At 73.3% G+C, this 14,725-nt stretch carries 14 protein-coding genes; 10 read left to right on the top strand and 4 right to left on the bottom strand.

All coding sequences use genetic code 11. From position 1 onward, the window contains the following. Positions 1-5: 5 nt before the first annotated feature. Entirely contained in the window at positions 6-422 is a 417-nt protein-coding gene (locus tag ACIQUQ_RS23680; protein WP_403979075.1) for an SsgA family sporulation/cell division regulator, read from the bottom strand. Between the two features lie 225 nt (positions 423-647). Between ACIQUQ_RS23680 and ACIQUQ_RS23675 the strand changes: the two genes are divergently transcribed. Continuing rightward, complete coding sequence (locus tag ACIQUQ_RS23675) at positions 648-1,730, top strand: WD40/YVTN/BNR-like repeat-containing protein (protein ID WP_403979073.1); 1,083 nt, start codon at positions 648-650, stop codon at positions 1,728-1,730. Positions 1,731-1,792: 62 nt separating this feature from the next. Here the strand turns inward: ACIQUQ_RS23675 and ACIQUQ_RS23670 are convergent, their stop codons facing one another. After that, on the bottom strand, positions 1,793-2,092 hold the full coding sequence (locus tag ACIQUQ_RS23670) for a YciI family protein (protein ID WP_403979070.1): 300 nt from the start codon (positions 2,090-2,092) through the stop codon (positions 1,793-1,795). Between the two features lie 25 nt (positions 2,093-2,117). Here ACIQUQ_RS23670 and ACIQUQ_RS23665 point away from each other — a divergent pair, with 25 nt between their 5' ends. After that, the gene (locus ACIQUQ_RS23665; RefSeq protein WP_403979067.1) at positions 2,118-2,804 is read left to right on the top strand and encodes an endonuclease V; all 687 of its coding nucleotides are present in this window, start codon (positions 2,118-2,120) and stop codon (positions 2,802-2,804) included. Between the two features lie 99 nt (positions 2,805-2,903). Next, positions 2,904-3,050 (top strand): morphogenic membrane protein MmpA, encoded by a 147-nt coding sequence (gene mmpA / locus ACIQUQ_RS23660; RefSeq protein ID WP_403657372.1) that lies wholly within the window; start codon positions 2,904-2,906, stop codon positions 3,048-3,050. Between the two features lie 70 nt (positions 3,051-3,120). Here the strand turns inward: mmpA and ACIQUQ_RS23655 are convergent, their stop codons facing one another. Next, entirely contained in the window at positions 3,121-4,320 is a 1,200-nt protein-coding gene (locus ACIQUQ_RS23655) for a saccharopine dehydrogenase family protein (RefSeq protein WP_403979064.1), read from the bottom strand. Positions 4,321-4,398: 78 nt separating this feature from the next. On the opposite strand from ACIQUQ_RS23655, the gene ACIQUQ_RS23650 reads away from it, so the two are divergent. The 6 genes from ACIQUQ_RS23650 (at position 4,399) to ACIQUQ_RS23625 (ending at position 11,989) form a co-directional block, all read left to right on the top strand. After that, on the top strand, positions 4,399-4,779 hold the full coding sequence (locus tag ACIQUQ_RS23650) for an MmcQ/YjbR family DNA-binding protein (protein WP_403979063.1): 381 nt from the start codon (positions 4,399-4,401) through the stop codon (positions 4,777-4,779). 152 nt (positions 4,780-4,931) lie between these two features. After that, positions 4,932-6,248 carry a CaiB/BaiF CoA transferase family protein gene (locus ACIQUQ_RS23645; protein WP_403979061.1) on the top strand — a complete coding sequence of 439 codons (1,317 nt, stop codon included), beginning with the start codon at positions 4,932-4,934 and terminating at the stop codon, positions 6,246-6,248. A 10-nt stretch (positions 6,249-6,258) separates the two neighbouring features. After that, complete coding sequence (locus ACIQUQ_RS23640) at positions 6,259-7,284, top strand: LLM class F420-dependent oxidoreductase (protein WP_403979058.1); 1,026 nt, start codon at positions 6,259-6,261, stop codon at positions 7,282-7,284. A gap of 9 nt (positions 7,285-7,293) precedes the next feature. Continuing rightward, positions 7,294-8,436 (top strand): acyl-CoA dehydrogenase family protein, encoded by a 1,143-nt coding sequence (locus tag ACIQUQ_RS23635; RefSeq protein WP_403979055.1) that lies wholly within the window; start codon positions 7,294-7,296, stop codon positions 8,434-8,436. A 118-nt stretch (positions 8,437-8,554) separates the two neighbouring features. Then, on the top strand, positions 8,555-9,769 hold the full coding sequence (locus ACIQUQ_RS23630; RefSeq protein WP_403979051.1) for an acetyl-CoA C-acetyltransferase: 1,215 nt from the start codon (positions 8,555-8,557) through the stop codon (positions 9,767-9,769). A gap of 51 nt (positions 9,770-9,820) precedes the next feature. After that, on the top strand, positions 9,821-11,989 hold the full coding sequence (locus ACIQUQ_RS23625; protein WP_403979049.1) for a 3-hydroxyacyl-CoA dehydrogenase NAD-binding domain-containing protein: 2,169 nt from the start codon (positions 9,821-9,823) through the stop codon (positions 11,987-11,989). Positions 11,990-12,010: 21 nt separating this feature from the next. On the opposite strand, the gene ACIQUQ_RS23620 is transcribed toward ACIQUQ_RS23625, so the two are convergent. Continuing rightward, entirely contained in the window at positions 12,011-12,745 is a 735-nt protein-coding gene (locus tag ACIQUQ_RS23620; protein WP_403979047.1) for a MerR family transcriptional regulator, read from the bottom strand. Between the two features lie 84 nt (positions 12,746-12,829). Here ACIQUQ_RS23620 and ACIQUQ_RS23615 point away from each other — a divergent pair, with 84 nt between their 5' ends. Further along, positions 12,830-14,647: an AMP-dependent synthetase/ligase gene (locus ACIQUQ_RS23615; protein ID WP_403979045.1), complete on the top strand. Its 1,818-nt coding sequence runs from the start codon at positions 12,830-12,832 to the stop codon at positions 14,645-14,647. The last annotated feature ends 78 nt before the right edge of the window (positions 14,648-14,725 follow it).

The following is a 14,725-nucleotide window of genomic DNA, read 5'->3' as shown; positions in this document are numbered from 1 at the left end:
GAGCCCTACGGCACGTCGCGCAGCAGCTCCGCCAGGCTCCGGTCCATGTTCAGGTAGAGGTGTTCGAGGCCCAGGGGCACGACCGCGGCGGCGCGGTCCAGGAACCGGCGCAGCTCGTCCGTGCCGATGAGGACGATGGCGATGCCCTCGGGGGCGTGGAACTCGACGACCGTCCGGTCGGCGTCGTACGGGCGGACGCGCACGTCACCGAGACCGGTGGCCCGCTCGACGCCGGCCTCCAGCAGCTCCCGCGCGAAGGTCCACGAGACCTCGATGCCCTCCAGCGTCGCCGGGGCGGGGAATGCCATCCGGACGGCGAACGGGTCGGAGCGGTCGTAGCAGAGCGTGACGGGCACGGTCTCCACCTTCGGTGCGGTGGCGACCAGGCGGGCCTGTACGGCTTGCTCGATGACGGTGATCAAGGCCTGCTCCCTTGTGGCGGATCAGTGGCGGAACGATGGGTCGGTCCGGCACAGGGGTAGACGCTGGAACCGGCCATTCCGTGCATGCGCGGGGTGCGTGAGCTACGTCACCGAGCACGGCCGCCGGTGCTGTGTGATCGCACGGTGTGATCGAACGGGAGGCGCCCTGGACGGAGATCACCGGGTGCGTTAGCTTCCGGCGCCATGAGACTACTGGGACTTGGCATGTCTGCGGCAGCATTGGCCGCGGCCGTATCCGTCACCGTGTTACCCGCTTCGGAGGCCCCCGCACCGGAAGGGCCCGCGACCGCCGCCGCGCCGGGTACGGGCGCGCGCCCCGGCTGGGCGCTGAAGTCCACCGGCACCGACGCCCGCTTCCGGGGACTGGCCGCGGTCAGCCGTACCACCGCCTGGCTCGCCGGCTCGAAGGGCACCGTGCTGCGCACCGCCGACGGCGGGCGCACCTGGCGCGACGTGTCCCCGCCGGGAGCCGCGGCGGAGGCCCTGGAGTTCCGGGACGTCGAGGCCTTCGACGGCCGGCGCGCGGTGGTGCTGGCCATCGGAGAGGGCGAGGCCTCCCGCGTACTGCGCACCGAGGACGGCGGCGCGACCTGGACGGAGAGCTTCCGCAACACCGACGCGCGGGCCTTCTACGACTGCCTGACCTTCTTCGACCCCCGGCACGGCCTCGCGATGAGCGACCCCGTGGACGGTAAGTTCCGCATCCTCTCCACCGCAGACGGCGGTCGCAGCTGGCGGGTGCTCCCCGACACCGGGATGCCCGCGGCGCTCCCCGGCGAAGCGGGTTTTGCGGCCAGCGGCCAGTGTCTGGTGAGCGCCGGGCCGAAGGACGTGTGGCTGGCCACCGGCGGCGGCGCACAGGCGCGCGTGCTGCACTCCCGCGACCGGGGGCTGAACTGGGAGGTCGCCTCGACGACCATCCCGGCGGGGGAGGGAGCGAAGGGCGTCTTCGCGCTCGCCTTCCGCGACCGCGGGCAGGGCCTCGCGGTGGGCGGCGACTACCGCAAGGACCAGGCCTCGCCGCTGGCCTCGGCGGTCACCGGGGACGGGGGCCGCAGCTGGCGGGCCTCCGCCGTGCCGCCGGCCGCCTACCGGTCGGGGGTCGCCTGGCTGCCGTACACGCGCGCCGCCGCGCTCGCCGTGGGACCGACCGGCACCGACATCACCCACGACGCCGGCCGCACCTGGCAGCCGCTGGACGCCGGCTCCTTCGACACGGTGGACTGCTCGCGGTCCGGGGCCTGCTGGGCGGCGGGCGAGAAGGGCCGCGCCGCCCGCCTGGAGTAGCGGGTCCGGCCGGGCCGCCGCCGTGAGGGGCGACCCGGCCGGCGACCGCCGTGCCGCGGGACCTACGAAGGAAGGGTCTCGCGGACGGCGGCGAGGGACGGGGCGGTCTTCGTGGCGAGGAACTCGGTGATGCGGTACGCGCACACCCCCGCCAGCACGAAGGGGTCCCCGGCCGCTATGCGTTCCGCCTCCTCGCGGGAGACGCCGGTGGCCAGGATCACCCCGCCGTCGCGCGGGACCTTGCGGCCCGAGGCGAGGAACACGCCCTTCGCGTAGTGGGTGTCGAGCCACGCGAGGTGTGCGTCCATCTCCCGTTCGACGGCTTCGAGCGGGGCGGTATAGGTCAACTCCATGACGTACATGGTCGGAAGACTACGCTCGGACCCCATGACGAGCGTGAAGACCCCCGCGGACGAGGCCGAGGCCCGGGCGGTACAGGACGAACTGCGCGCCCGCGTGGTGCTGGACGAGACCGGGCCGGAGCCCGGCACCGGGCTGGTCGCCGGCGTGGACGTGGCCTACGACGACGAGCGGGACCTGGTGGCCGCGGCCGCGGTGGTGCTGGACGCCCGCACACTGGAGGTGGTCGAGGAGGCCACTGCAGTGGGACATGTGACATTTCCCTATGTCCCGGGGCTGCTCGCCTTCCGCGAACTGCCCACGGTCCTGGCCGCGCTCGACGCCCTCTCCGCCACCCCCGGCCTGGTCGTCTGCGACGGCTACGGGCTGGCCCACCCGCGCCGCTTCGGCCTGGCCTGCCACCTCGGCGTGGTCACCGGCCTGCCCACGATGGGCGTCGCGAAGAACCCGTTCACCTTCACCTACGAGGAGCCGGGCGACCGGCGCGGCGACGGCTCGCCCCTGTGCGCGGTCGACGGCACGGAAGTGGGCCGGGCCCTGCGCACCCGCGACGCGGTGAAGCCGGTCTTCGTCTCCGTCGGTCACCGGATCACCCTGGACACGGCCTGCGCCCACGCCCTGGCCCTCAGCCCCCGCTACCGCCTCCCGGAGACCACCCGCCACGCGGACTCCCTCTGCCGCCGGGTACTGGCCGGTCTCGCCCCCACGGCCTGACCGTCCGGCCCGGTCCGTGCGGGCAGCCGGCCCGGCTGAGTAGCCGGCTGAGTACCCGTACGGATGCCGGGCCCCGGCCGGCCGCGCGAGGCTGGGGGCATGACGACACGACACCGTGCACCGAAGCCCGAGGCGCTGCCCGCCGTCGAACGGACCGTGCTGGCCGGGCTGGTCGTGGCCGGACTCGCCGGGGCGGGCTGGCTCGGCTCGATGATCTACACCCTCGTCAGCTGGTCCACCGGCTGACGAGGGTGCCGCCCCGCCGGGGTGACACCTGACCCCGGCGAGGTGGGCGCCGCCTCCCCGTACGGCCGGCTCAGCGCCTCGCGACCACCCGGAAGCGGATGCCCGCCGCCGTGAGCCGGGACGTCAGCGCGTCGCCCATCGCCGCGGCCGTGGTCAACTGACCGGCGCGCGCCGGGAGTTCGTCGTACGCCAGACACAGTGCCGACTCCGCCAGCATCTTCGCGGTCTCCCCGTACCCGGGATCGCCGCCCGACACCTCCGTGAACACCCGGCGCCCGCCTCCCTCGCCCACGAACCGCACCGTGAACCAGCTGCGCGCACGCCGCTCCGCGTCCGGCCCGCGCCCCGGCTCCCAACGCCCCATCAGCCAGCGCCGCGCGGCGGGCACTTGGGCCAGCGCCACGGTCGCGCCCAGTGCCGCCGTACCGCCGAGCGCCACCGGCAGCCACTTGACCGACGCGTAGTGCCGGTACCGGAAGTCCGGCCCGTACCGGTCGAGTACGGCGGCCGACCGCGCCACGATCCGCGGGTCCAGCGTGGGCAGCGGCAGCGCCCAGGTGCCGGTCTCCCGGCTCAGCCGCGGCGCCCCCAGCGGAGCCCGGGCCCGCCGCCCCAGCAGCCGCGGTTCGTGCAGCCGCCGCTCCCGCGCGGCGCGCAGGGTCTCGGGGCCGCGCCCCATCGCCGTCAGCGCGGAGGCCAGGGTGCCGCCCGAGAACAGGGCGTTGGAGCGGACGTACCCGTCCACCGTCAGCGGCACGCCCTCGGGCAGCTGCCGCACGGTGAAGTACGCGCCGAGGTCGTGCGGCACCGAGTCGAAGCCGCAGGCGTGCACGATCCGGGCGCCCGTCTCGCGGGCCCGCGCGTCGTGCTCCACGAACATCCGGTCCACGAACTCCGGCTCGCCCGTGAGGTCGCAGTAGTCGGTGCCGGCCTCCGCACAGGCGGCGACGAGACCCTCGCCGTACCAGACGTACGGGCCGGCGGTCGTGGCCAGCACCCGGGTGGAGGCGGCCAGCTCGCGCAGCGCGGCCGGGTCGCCGGCGTCCGCCACGACGACCGGCAGCTCCGCGCAATCCGGCCGGAGCGCGGCCAGCCGCTCCCGCAGCCGCTCCAGCTTGGCCCGGTCCCGGCCGGCGAGGGCCCAGCGGCAGTCCGCCGGGGCGTGCGCGGCGAGGTACTCGGCGGTGAGGGCGCCCACGAACCCGGTGGCCCCGAAGAGCACCACGTCGTAGGCACGGTTCGCCCGCTCGGGCCCGTCCTGTCTGTTCATCCCCGCTCCTCCCGGCTGGTGTCGGTGGCGAAGGCTAGCGTGAGCCGGAACCGGCCGTGCGATCAGGGAGGTCCGCCGATGCGGAACGCGGTGCGCAAGTGGGAGAAAGTACGGGCATTCGCCCTCTCGCTGCCCGAGGCGGTGGAGGAGTTCCCCTGGGGGCCGGAGGACTGCGTGGTCAAGGTGAACAAGAAGATCTTCGTGTTCCTCGGCAACACCGACGGCCCCTCCGACCCCGGCCTGTCGGTCAAGCTCAAGGACGAGGCGCTGCACGGCCACGCCATGACCGCGCCCGGCGCCGAGCCCACCGGCTACGGCCTGGGCCGGGCCGGCTGGGTGTCCCTCCCGCTGGGGGAGGGATCGCCGGCGCCCGAGGTGCTGTGCGAGTGGGTCGAGGAGAGCTACCGCACGGTCGCCCTCAAGCGCCACATCAAGGAGCTGGACGAGCGGCACGCCTGACCGGCGGCACCGCCCGCCCCGGCTCCTTCCCCGGGCCGCCCCCCTGATTCACTAAGCGCTTGCTCGCCCGGGGCTTGTGCTGAGTGGAACACGTTCCTAGCATCGCTGGTGTTACATCAGTTGTGTCACATACCTGAGTACCTGGGGGCTCGATGGCGGTGGCAGGGCACGAAGCGGAGCACACGACACGGAACGGCCCGCTCGCGGGGGTACGCGTCGTCGAGCTGGCGGGCATCGGCCCCGGCCCGTTCGCCGCCATGCTCCTCGCCGACCTCGGCGCGGACGTGGTGCGCGTGGACCGCCCCGGCGGCGGGGGCCTGGCGATCAATCCCGCGTACGACATCACCAACCGCAACAAGCGCTCCGTGGTGATCGACCTCAAGGCCGAGGACGGCCCCGCCGCCGTGCTCGGCCTCGTCGAGCGCGCCGACGTCCTCATCGAGGGCTACCGCCCCGGCGTCGCCGAACGCCTCGGCGTCGGCCCCGACGCGTGCCACGCCCGCAACCCGCGCCTCGTCTACGGCCGGATGACCGGCTGGGGGCAGGACGGCCCCCTCGCCCAGCGCGCCGGCCACGACATCGCGTACATCGCGGTCACCGGCGCCCTCGGCATGATCGGCAACCCGGACGAGCCGCCCGCCGTCCCCGCCAACCTGGTCGGCGACTACGCCGGTGGCTCCCTCTACCTGGTCGTCGGCCTGCTCGCCGCCCTCCACCACGCCCGGGCCACCGGCACCGGCCAGGTCGTCGACGCCGCCATCGTGGACGGCACCTCCCACCTCACCGCGATGATCCACGGCATGGTCGCGGCCGGCGGCTGGCAGGACCGGCGCGGCGCGAACCTGCTCGACGGCGGCTGCCCCTTCTACGGCACGTACGAGACCGCGGACGGCGGGTACATGGCCGTCGGCGCGCTGGAGCAGCAGTTCTACGACGAGTTCACCGCGCTCCTCGGGATCGCGGACGAGGCCCCCGCCCGCAAGGACCTGGCCCGCTGGGGCGAGCTGCGCGAGGCCGTCGCCGCCCGCTTCCGCACCCGTACCCGGGCGGAGTGGACGCAGGTCTTCCAGGACAGCGACGCCTGCGTCGCCCCCGTGCTCTCCCTGCGCGAGGCCCCGCACCACCCCCACCTCGCCGCCCGCGCGACCTTCACCGAGTTCGGCGGCATCACCCAGCCCGCTCCCGCGCCCCGGTTCTCCGCCACGCCCGGCACCGTGCACAGCGGCCCCGCCATGCCCGGCGCCCACACGGCCGAGGTGGCCCGCGACTGGGACCTCCCGGGCCTGGCCACGGCGGTCGGCGGAGCGACGACGACCGACGGCGCCACGGCGACCGGTGGGTCGACGGCGACCGACGGCGCCACGGCGACCGGTGGCTCGACGGCGACAGGCGGCGCCACGGCGACCGCCGGAAGCAGTGCCCCCGACAGCCTCCCCACCCCCGCCCCGAAGCCCGCCCCCGAAGCCTGAGGACGACACCGTGGAACTGTCCATGCTGCTGGACTACGCCGGCGACCCCCGCCGCGCCGCGGACGAGGCCGCGGCCCTGGAGGCGGCCGGCCTGGACGCGGTCTGGGTCGCCGAGGCGTGGGGCTTCGACTCCCCGACGATCATGGGCTACCTCGCCGCCCGCACCGAGCGGATGAAGATCGGCTCGGCCATCGTCAACGTCTACTCCCGCACCCCCGCCCTCATCGCGCAGACCGCCGCCGGCCTCGACGCCCTCTCCGGCGGCCGGGCCATGCTGGGCCTGGGCGCCTCCGGCCCCCAGGTCGTCGAGGGCTGGCACGGCAAGCCGTACGACCGCCCGCTCGGCCGCACCCGCGAGACCGTCGAGCTGTGCCGCCGCATCTGGCGCCGCGAGACCATCGACCACCACGGCATCACCGACATGCCCCTGCCGCCCGAGAAGGGCGGCCGCCACGGCAAGCCGCTGAAGATCCTCACCCGCCCGGTCCGCCCGGACATCCCCGTCTACGTCGCCTCGCTGGGCCCCGCCAACGTCCGCCTCACCGCCGAGGTCGCCGACGGCTGGCTGCCCACCCTCTTCATCCCCGAGAAGGCCCGCCGGGTGTGGGGGACCGCCCTCGACGAGGGCACCGCCCGGCGCGACCCCGCCCTCGGGCCGCTCCAGACCGTGGCCGGCGGCCTGCTCGCCATCGGCGAGGACGCGGCCCGCGCCCGGGACCTCGCCCGCCCCCAGATCGCGCTCTACGTCGGCGGCATGGGCGCGCCGGGCAAGAACTTCTACAACGACCTCGCCGTGGCCTACGGCTACGAGGAGGAGGCCCGCCGCATCCAGGAGCTGTACCTCTCCGGCCGCAAGCGCGACGCGGCCGCCGCCGTGCCGGACGAGTTCTGCGAGCTGATGACCCTGTGCGGGCCCGAGGGGTACGTACGCGAGCGCATCGAGGCCTTCCGCGAGGCGGGCGTCACCATGCTCAACGTCACGCCCGTGGGCCCCGAACCGGCGCGGCTCATCGAAACCGTCAAGAACTGGCTCTAGGGGGAGCGGATGCAGCGACAGATCTACACCGAGGACCACGAGGCCTTCCGCGAGACGGTCCGCACCTTCCTCACCAAGGAGGTGCTGCCGCACTACGACCAGTGGGAGAAGGACGGCATCGTCTCCCGCGAGGCCTGGCTGGCCGCCGGCCGGCAGGGCCTGCTCGGCCTCGCCGTACCCGAGGAGTACGGGGGCGGCGGCAACCCCGACTTCCGCTACGCCGCCGTCCTGGCCGAGGAGTTCACCCGGGCCGGCGCGGCCGGACTGGCGATCGGCCTGCACAACGACATCATCGGCCCCTACCTGACCTCCCTGGCCACCGAGGAGCAGAAGCGCCGCTGGCTGCCCGGGTTCTGCAGCGGCGAGACGATCACCGCCATCGCGATGACCGAGCCCGGCGCCGGCTCCGACCTCCAGGGCATCAGGACCACCGCGGAGGACCGGGGCGACCACTGGCTGCTCAACGGCTCCAAGACCTTCATCTCCAACGGCATCCTGTCCGACCTGGTGATCGTGGTCGCCCGCACCACCCCCGAGGGCGGCGCGCACGGCCTGTCGCTGCTGGTCGTCGAGCGCGGCACGCCCGGCTTCGAACGCGGCCGCAACCTCGACAAGATCGGCCAGAAGTCCCAGGACACCGCCGAGCTGTTCTTCAACGACGTACGCGTCCCCAAGGACAACCTGCTCGGCGACCTCAACGGCGCCTTCGTGCACCTGATGACCAACCTTCCCCAGGAGCGGATGGCCATCGCCATGGCCGCGATCACCGCGGCCGAGCACCTGGTGGAGATCACCACCGCGTACGTCAAGGAGCGCGAGGCCTTCGGCCGGCCGCTCGCCAAGCTCCAGCACATCCGCTTCGAGATCGCCGAGATGGCCACCGAGTGCGCCGTCACCCGTGCCTTCCTCGACCGCTGCATCACCGAGCACGCCGCCGGCACCCTCGACGCCACCCACGCGTCCATGGCCAAGTGGTGGGCCACCGAACTCCAGAAGCGCGTGGCCGACCGCTGCCTCCAGCTCCACGGAGGCTACGGCTACATGACCGAGTACCGGGTGGCCCGCGCCTTCACCGACAGCCGCATCCAGACCATCTACGGCGGGACGACCGAGATCATGAAGGAGATCATCGGCCGCTCCCTGCTGGGCTGACAGGCCGACCGGCCGCCAGCCCCGCCGCGCCCCTCCACACCCCGTCCGGCGGCCGGACCTCCGTCCCGCCGCCGGACACCTCCCGCACCCCGCAGGACCCTCAGGAAAGGCTTGACCAGTGAGCAGCGAAGCTTACGTGTACGACGCGATCCGCACCCCGCGCGGGCGCGGGAAGGCCAACGGCGCTCTGCACGGCACCAAGCCCATCGACCTGGTCGTGGGCCTCATCGACGCCCTGCGCGAGCGCAACCCCGGACTCGACCCGGGCACCATCGACGACATCGTGCTCGGCGTCGTCGGCCCGGTCGGCGACCAGGGCTCCGACATCGCGCGGATCGCCGCCATCGCGGCCGGCCTGCCCGACACCGTCGCCGGCGTCCAGGAGAACCGCTTCTGCGCCTCCGGCCTGGAGGCCGTCAACATGGCCGCCGCCAAGGTCCGCTCCGGCTGGGAGGACCTGGTCCTCGCGGGCGGCGTCGAGTCGATGTCCCGCGTGCCGATGGCCTCGGACGGCGGCGCCTGGTTCGCCGACCCGATGACCAACTTCAACGTCAACTTCGTCCCCCAGGGCATCGGCGCCGACCTGATCGCCACCCTGGAGGGCTTCAGCCGCCGCGACGTGGACGAGTACGCCGCCCTCTCGCAGGAGCGCGCGGCCGCCGCCTGGAAGGAGGGCCGCTTCGCCAAGTCCGTCGTCCCGGTCCTCGACCGCAACGGCCTGACCGTGCTCGACCACGACGAGTTCATGCGCCCCGGCACCACCGCCGACTCCCTCGCGAAGCTCAAGCCGTCCTTCGCGGACATCGGCGAGCTCGGCGGCTTCGACGCCGTCGCCCTGCAGAAGTACCACTGGGTCGAGAAGATCGACCACGTGCACCACGCCGGCAACTCCTCCGGCATCGTCGACGGCGCCTCCCTCGTCGCCATCGGCTCCCGCGAGGCCGGCGAGCGCAACGGCCTGGCCCCCCGCGCCCGCATCGTCTCCGCCGCCGTCTCCGGCTCCGAGCCGACCATCATGCTCACCGGCCCGGCCCCGGCCACCCGCAAGGCCCTCGCCAAGGCCGGCCTGACCATCGACGACATCGACCTGATCGAGATCAACGAGGCCTTCGCCGGCGTCGTGCTGCGCTTCGTCAAGGACATGGGCACCACCCTGGACAAGGTCAACGTCAACGGCGGCGCCATCGCACTGGGCCACCCGCTGGGCGCCACCGGCGCGATGATCCTCGGCACCCTCGTCGACGAGCTGGAGCGCCAGGACAAGCGCTACGGCCTCGCGACCCTCTGCGTCGGCGGCGGCATGGGCATCGCCACCATCGTCGAACGCCTCTGAACCCGTCCTGTATCCCGCCCACGGCACGCCACCCACACGGAAGTTGAGAACATGAGCGAGTCCACCACGATCCGCTGGGAACAGGACGAGACCGGCGTCGTCACCCTGGTCCTCGACGACCCGAACCAGTCCGCCAACACGATGAACCAGGCCTTCAAGGACTCCATCGCGGCCGTCGCCGACCGCGCCGAGGCCGAGAAGGACTCCATCCGCGGCATCATCTACACCTCCGCGAAGAAGACCTTCTTCGCCGGCGGCGACCTCAAGGACATGATCCGGCTGCGCCCCGAGCACGCGCAGCTCGCCTTCGACACCGGCACCGAGATCAAGGCCTCCCTGCGCCGCATCGAGACCCTCGGCGTGCCCGTCGTCGCCGCGGTCAACGGCACCGCCCTCGGCGGCGGTTACGAGATCTGCCTGGCCTCCCACCACCGGGTGGCCCTGGACGCCCCCGGCTCCAAGATCGGCCTCCCCGAGGTCACCCTCGGCCTCCTCCCGGCCGGCGGCGGCGTCACCCGTACCGTGCGCCTCATGGGCATCGCCGACGCCCTCCTCAAGGTGCTGCTCCAGGGCACCCAGTACAACCCGCAGCGCGCGCTGGAGAACGGCCTGGTCCACGAACTGGCCGCCACCCCCGAGGAGATGCTGGCCAAGGCCCGCGCCTTCATCGACGCCAACCCCGAGTCGAAGCAGCCCTGGGACGTCCCCGGCTACCGGATCCCCGGCGGCACGCCGTCCAACCCGCGGTTCGCCGCGAACCTCCCGGCCTTCCCGGCCAGCCTCAAGAAGCAGCTCAACGGCGCCCCGTACCCGGCCCCGCGCAACATCCTGGCCTGCGCCGTCGAGGGCTCCCAGGTGGACTTCGAGACCGCGCTGACCATCGAGGCCCGCTACTTCACCGAGCTGGTCACCGGCCAGACGGCGAAGAACATGATCCAGGCCTTCTTCTTCGACCTCCAGGCCGTGAACTCCGGCCAGTCCCGCCCCAAGGGCGTCGAGCCCCGCAAGGTCACCAAGGTCGCCGTCCTCGGCGCCGGCATGATGGGCGCGGGCATCGCGTACTCCTGCGCCCGGGCCGGCATCGACGTCGTCCTCAAGGACGTCACCGCCGAGGCCGCCGCCAAGGGCAAGGCGTACTCCGAGAAGCTCCTCGACAAGGCCCTCTCGCGCGGCCGCACCACCGAGGCCAAGCGCGCCGAGCTGCTGGCCCGCATCACCCCGACCGCCGACCCGGCCGACCTCGCGGGCTGCGACGCCGTCATCGAGGCCGTCTTCGAGGACACCACGCTCAAGCACAAGGTGTTCCAGGAGATCCAGGACGTCGTCGCCCCCGACGCGCTGCTCTGCTCCAACACCTCGACGCTGCCCATCACCTCCCTCGCCGAGGGCGTCTCCCGCCCGGCCGACTTCATCGGCCTGCACTTCTTCTCGCCCGTCGACAAGATGCCGCTCGTCGAGATCATCAAGGGCGGGGCGACCGGCGACGAGGCGCTGGCCCGCGCCTTCGACCTGGTCCGCCAGATCAACAAGACCCCGATCGTGGTGAACGACTCGCGCGGCTTCTTCACCTCCCGCGTGATCGGCCAGTTCATCAACGAGGGCGTCGCCATGCTCGGCGAGGGCGTCGAGCCGGCCTCCATCGAGCAGGCCGCCGGCCAGGCCGGCTACCCGGCCAAGGTGCTCTCCCTGATGGACGAGCTGACCCTCACCCTCCCGCGCAAGATCCGCAACGAGACCCGCAAGGCCTTCGAGGCCGAGGGCCGCGCCTGGACCGCGCACCCCGCCGACCAGGTCATCGACCGCATGGTGGACGAGTTCGAGCGCCCCGGCCGCAGCGGCGGCGCGGGCTTCTACGAGTACGCCGACGGCAAGCGCACCCGGCTGTGGCCGGGCCTGCGGGAGCACTTCACCAAGGCCGGGTACGAGATCCCGTTCGAGGACATGAAGGAGCGGATGCTCTTCTCCGAGGCGCTGGACACCGTCCGCTGCATCGAGGAGGGCGTGCTGACCTCGGTGGCGGACGCCAACATCGGCTCCATCATGGGCATCGGCTTCCCGGCCTGGACCGGCGGCGCGATCCAGTACATCAACGGCTACGAGGGCGGCCTGCCCGGCTTCGTGGCGCGCGCCCGCGAGCTGGCCGAGCGGTACGGCGACCGGTTCACCCCGCCCGCCCTGCTGGTGGAGAAGGCCGAGCGCGGCGAGACGTTCGCCGACTAGCGGCCGAACGGGCGGCGTTCGTCAGGAGTCCTCCGGCTCCGGGACGAACGCCGCCCGCAGCTCCTCCTTGAGCGACCGCTGGAACGCGGTCACCAGCGCCTGCACCACCATCGGCTGCATGTGTGCCGACAGCGACTTCATCGCCTCCACCCGGTCCGGGTCGTCCTCGCCCTCCGTGAAGGGCCCCCACACCTCGTCCCGGAACAGCCGGGTCAGCTCGTGCGCCGCCGACCGGGTGTGCTCCAGCAGCACCTGCCGGGCGGCCAGGATCGTCCCGTGCGAGATCGGCACGTCGAGCAGCGCCACCCCGAGCCGCAGCAGCCCCAGGTCCACGCGGTAGCCCTCGCCCGCGGCCGACAGCACGTTCATCGCCGCCAGCCGCCGCACGTCGGCGTCCGCCAGCGACCGCCCCGCCCGCCGCTCCAGCTCCTCCCGCGAGATCTGCTCCGCCGAGTCCGGCGCCCAGGTGGCCACCAGGGCCCGGTGGATCGCCAGGTCGTGCGCGCTCAGGTCGTCCGGCAGCGCGTCCAGGTACCGCTCGATCGCCGACAGGGTCATGCCCTGCAGCTGCAGCTCCTCGATCAGCGCCAGCCGGTACAGGTGCTCGGGCCCGTAGTGGCCCACCCGACGGGGTCCGATCACGGGAGGGGGCAAAAGACCGCGCGTGCTGTAGAAACGTACGGTGCGGACGGTGACGCCCGCCCGGGCCGCCAGCTCGTCGACGGTGAGCGTGGACTCCGGGGCCTGGGTGTTCATCGTCTCCGCCTCGCTCTCTGCTCCACAGCTTGGGTTCAACAGTATTGCTGTCGCACCAACGATGTGAAACGGCCAGGAGCTGCCATGACCACGAATCTGCGACTGCCCGCCGACCCGCACGCGCTGACCATCCCCGCCCTGCTCGCCCGCAACGCCGAGGAACTCGGCGACCTCCCCGCCCTCTCCTGGCGGGACGGCCCCGGCTGGACGACCCTCAGCTGGGCCGACGTACGCCGCAAGGTGGCGGTGCTCGCCTCCGGCTACGCCGCGCTCGGCGTCGCCCGCGGCGAACACGTCCTGATCATGATGGGCAACCGGCCCGAGCACTGGCTCACCGACCTGGCCCTCGTCCACCTCGGGGCTGTGCCCGTCACCGTGTACGGCACCTCGGCCCCCGAACAGGTCGCGCACATCGCCCGCCACAGCCGGGCCCGCCTCGCCCTGGTCGAGGGCGCCCGCGAACTCGGCCGCTGGGAACCCCTCCTGGCCGACCCGGACACCCCCCTGGAGCGGCTGGTCGTCGCCGAGCCGGCCGAGGCCGCCGGCCACACCACGTACGGCGCCGTGCACGCCGCGGGCGCCCGCACCCACCGCGCCGACGCCTTCGAGAAGGGCTGGCGGGACATCCTCCCCGAGGACCCGCTCACCGTCGTCTACACCTCGGGCACCACCGGCGACCCCAAGGGCGTCCGCCTCACCCACCGCAACATCGCCCTCCAGTCCGTCCGCCTGGACCGGATGACCGAACTCCCCGAGCACGCCGAGCACATCTGCTACCTCCCCTTCGCCCACATCGCCGAGCGGATCCTCGGCATCTACCTGCCGCTGCTCCGCGCCGCCCACGTACGGCTCTGCGCCGACCCCACCGCCGTCGCCGCGGCCGTCCGGGAACTCCACCCCGTGCAGTTCTTCGGCGTCCCCCGGGTCTGGGAGAAGCTCGCCGCCTCCGTGCGCGCCGCCCTCGCCCAGCTGCCCGAGGACCGGCGGGCCGTCATCGAGGCCGCCACCGAGCTGGGCCGCGCCCACGCCGGGCACCGCGAGCGCGGCGAGGAGGTGCCGGCCGAGCTGGCCGCAGCGTACGAGAAGGCCCGTACGGAGATCCTCGTCCCGCTGCTCTCCCTGGCCGGCATGGACCGCCTGGTCTGGACGGCCAGCGCCACCGCGCCCATGCCGCTGGACGTGGTGCGCTTCTGGGCCGGCTTCGGCATCACGATCATGGACGCGTGGGGGCTCACCGAGACCTCCGGCGTCTGCACGGTCAACCGGGTGGACGACTTCCGGCTCGGCTCGGTGGGCCGCCCCATCGAGGGCCTGGAACTGCGGATCGCGGAGGACGGGGAGATCCTCACCCGCGCCGAGACCGTCTTCGGCGGCTACCTCCGGCCGGACGGCTTGCTGGAGAGCGCCTGCGACGCCGACGGCTGGTTCCCCACCGGGGACGTCGGCCGCATCGACGGGGACGGGTTCCTCTGGATCACCGACCGCAAGAAGGAACTCATCATCACCTCCAACGGCAAGAACGTCTCGCCCGCGCTGGTGGAGAACACCCTCAAGGAACACCCGCTGATCGGCCAGGCGTACGCCCACGGCGACGGCCGCTCCTACCTCGTCGCGCTGCTCGTCCTCGACCCCGACCTCGCCCCGGCCTGGGCCGCCGCCCGCGGAATCGAGGCCGCAGGTCCCGAGGAACTGGCCGCGCACCCCGCCGTACGCGAGGAGGTCGACCGCGCCGTCCGGGCCGCCAACGCCCGGCTCAACCGCACCGAGCAGATCAAGCGCCACCGCCTCCTCACCCGCGAATGGGGCCCCGACACCGGAGAGCTCACCCCCTCGCTGAAACTCCGCCGGCGCGTGGTGCGCGAGAAGTACGCGCAGGCCATCGACGGCCTGTACGAGGACTGACCGCACCCGGCACACGGCACTGCGCCCCGACGGGGGGATCCCGCCGGGGCGCAGTCGGCCGGTCCGCCCGGCGGCCGC

The organism is Streptomyces sp. NPDC101118, assembly GCF_044759445.1.
Taxonomy (GTDB): domain Bacteria; phylum Actinomycetota; class Actinomycetes; order Streptomycetales; family Streptomycetaceae; genus Streptomyces.
Note: the sequence above shows the minus strand (reverse complement) of the source record. Positions and strands in the feature narration are given on the sequence as shown.

What these genes read in the sequence shown, in the direction of transcription:
- ACIQUQ_RS23675 (WP_403979073.1), top strand. Translation starts at nt 648, where the DNA reads ATGTCTGCGGCAGCATTGGCCGCGGCCGTATCCGTCACCGTGTTACCC.
- ACIQUQ_RS23670 (WP_403979070.1), bottom strand. Translation starts at nt 2,092, where the DNA reads ATGTACGTCATGGAGTTGACCTATACCGCCCCGCTCGAAGCCGTCGAA.
- ACIQUQ_RS23665 (WP_403979067.1), top strand. Translation starts at nt 2,118, where the DNA reads ATGACGAGCGTGAAGACCCCCGCGGACGAGGCCGAGGCCCGGGCGGTA.
- mmpA (WP_403657372.1), top strand. Translation starts at nt 2,904, where the DNA reads ATGACGACACGACACCGTGCACCGAAGCCCGAGGCGCTGCCCGCCGTC.
- ACIQUQ_RS23655 (WP_403979064.1), bottom strand. Translation starts at nt 4,320, where the DNA reads ATGAACAGACAGGACGGGCCCGAGCGGGCGAACCGTGCCTACGACGTG.
- ACIQUQ_RS23650 (WP_403979063.1), top strand. Translation starts at nt 4,399, where the DNA reads ATGCGGAACGCGGTGCGCAAGTGGGAGAAAGTACGGGCATTCGCCCTC.
- ACIQUQ_RS23645 (WP_403979061.1), top strand. Translation starts at nt 4,932, where the DNA reads ATGGCGGTGGCAGGGCACGAAGCGGAGCACACGACACGGAACGGCCCG.
- ACIQUQ_RS23635 (WP_403979055.1), top strand. Translation starts at nt 7,294, where the DNA reads ATGCAGCGACAGATCTACACCGAGGACCACGAGGCCTTCCGCGAGACG.
- ACIQUQ_RS23625 (WP_403979049.1), top strand. Translation starts at nt 9,821, where the DNA reads ATGAGCGAGTCCACCACGATCCGCTGGGAACAGGACGAGACCGGCGTC.
- ACIQUQ_RS23620 (WP_403979047.1), bottom strand. Translation starts at nt 12,745, where the DNA reads ATGAACACCCAGGCCCCGGAGTCCACGCTCACCGTCGACGAGCTGGCG.
- ACIQUQ_RS23615 (WP_403979045.1), top strand. Translation starts at nt 12,830, where the DNA reads ATGACCACGAATCTGCGACTGCCCGCCGACCCGCACGCGCTGACCATC.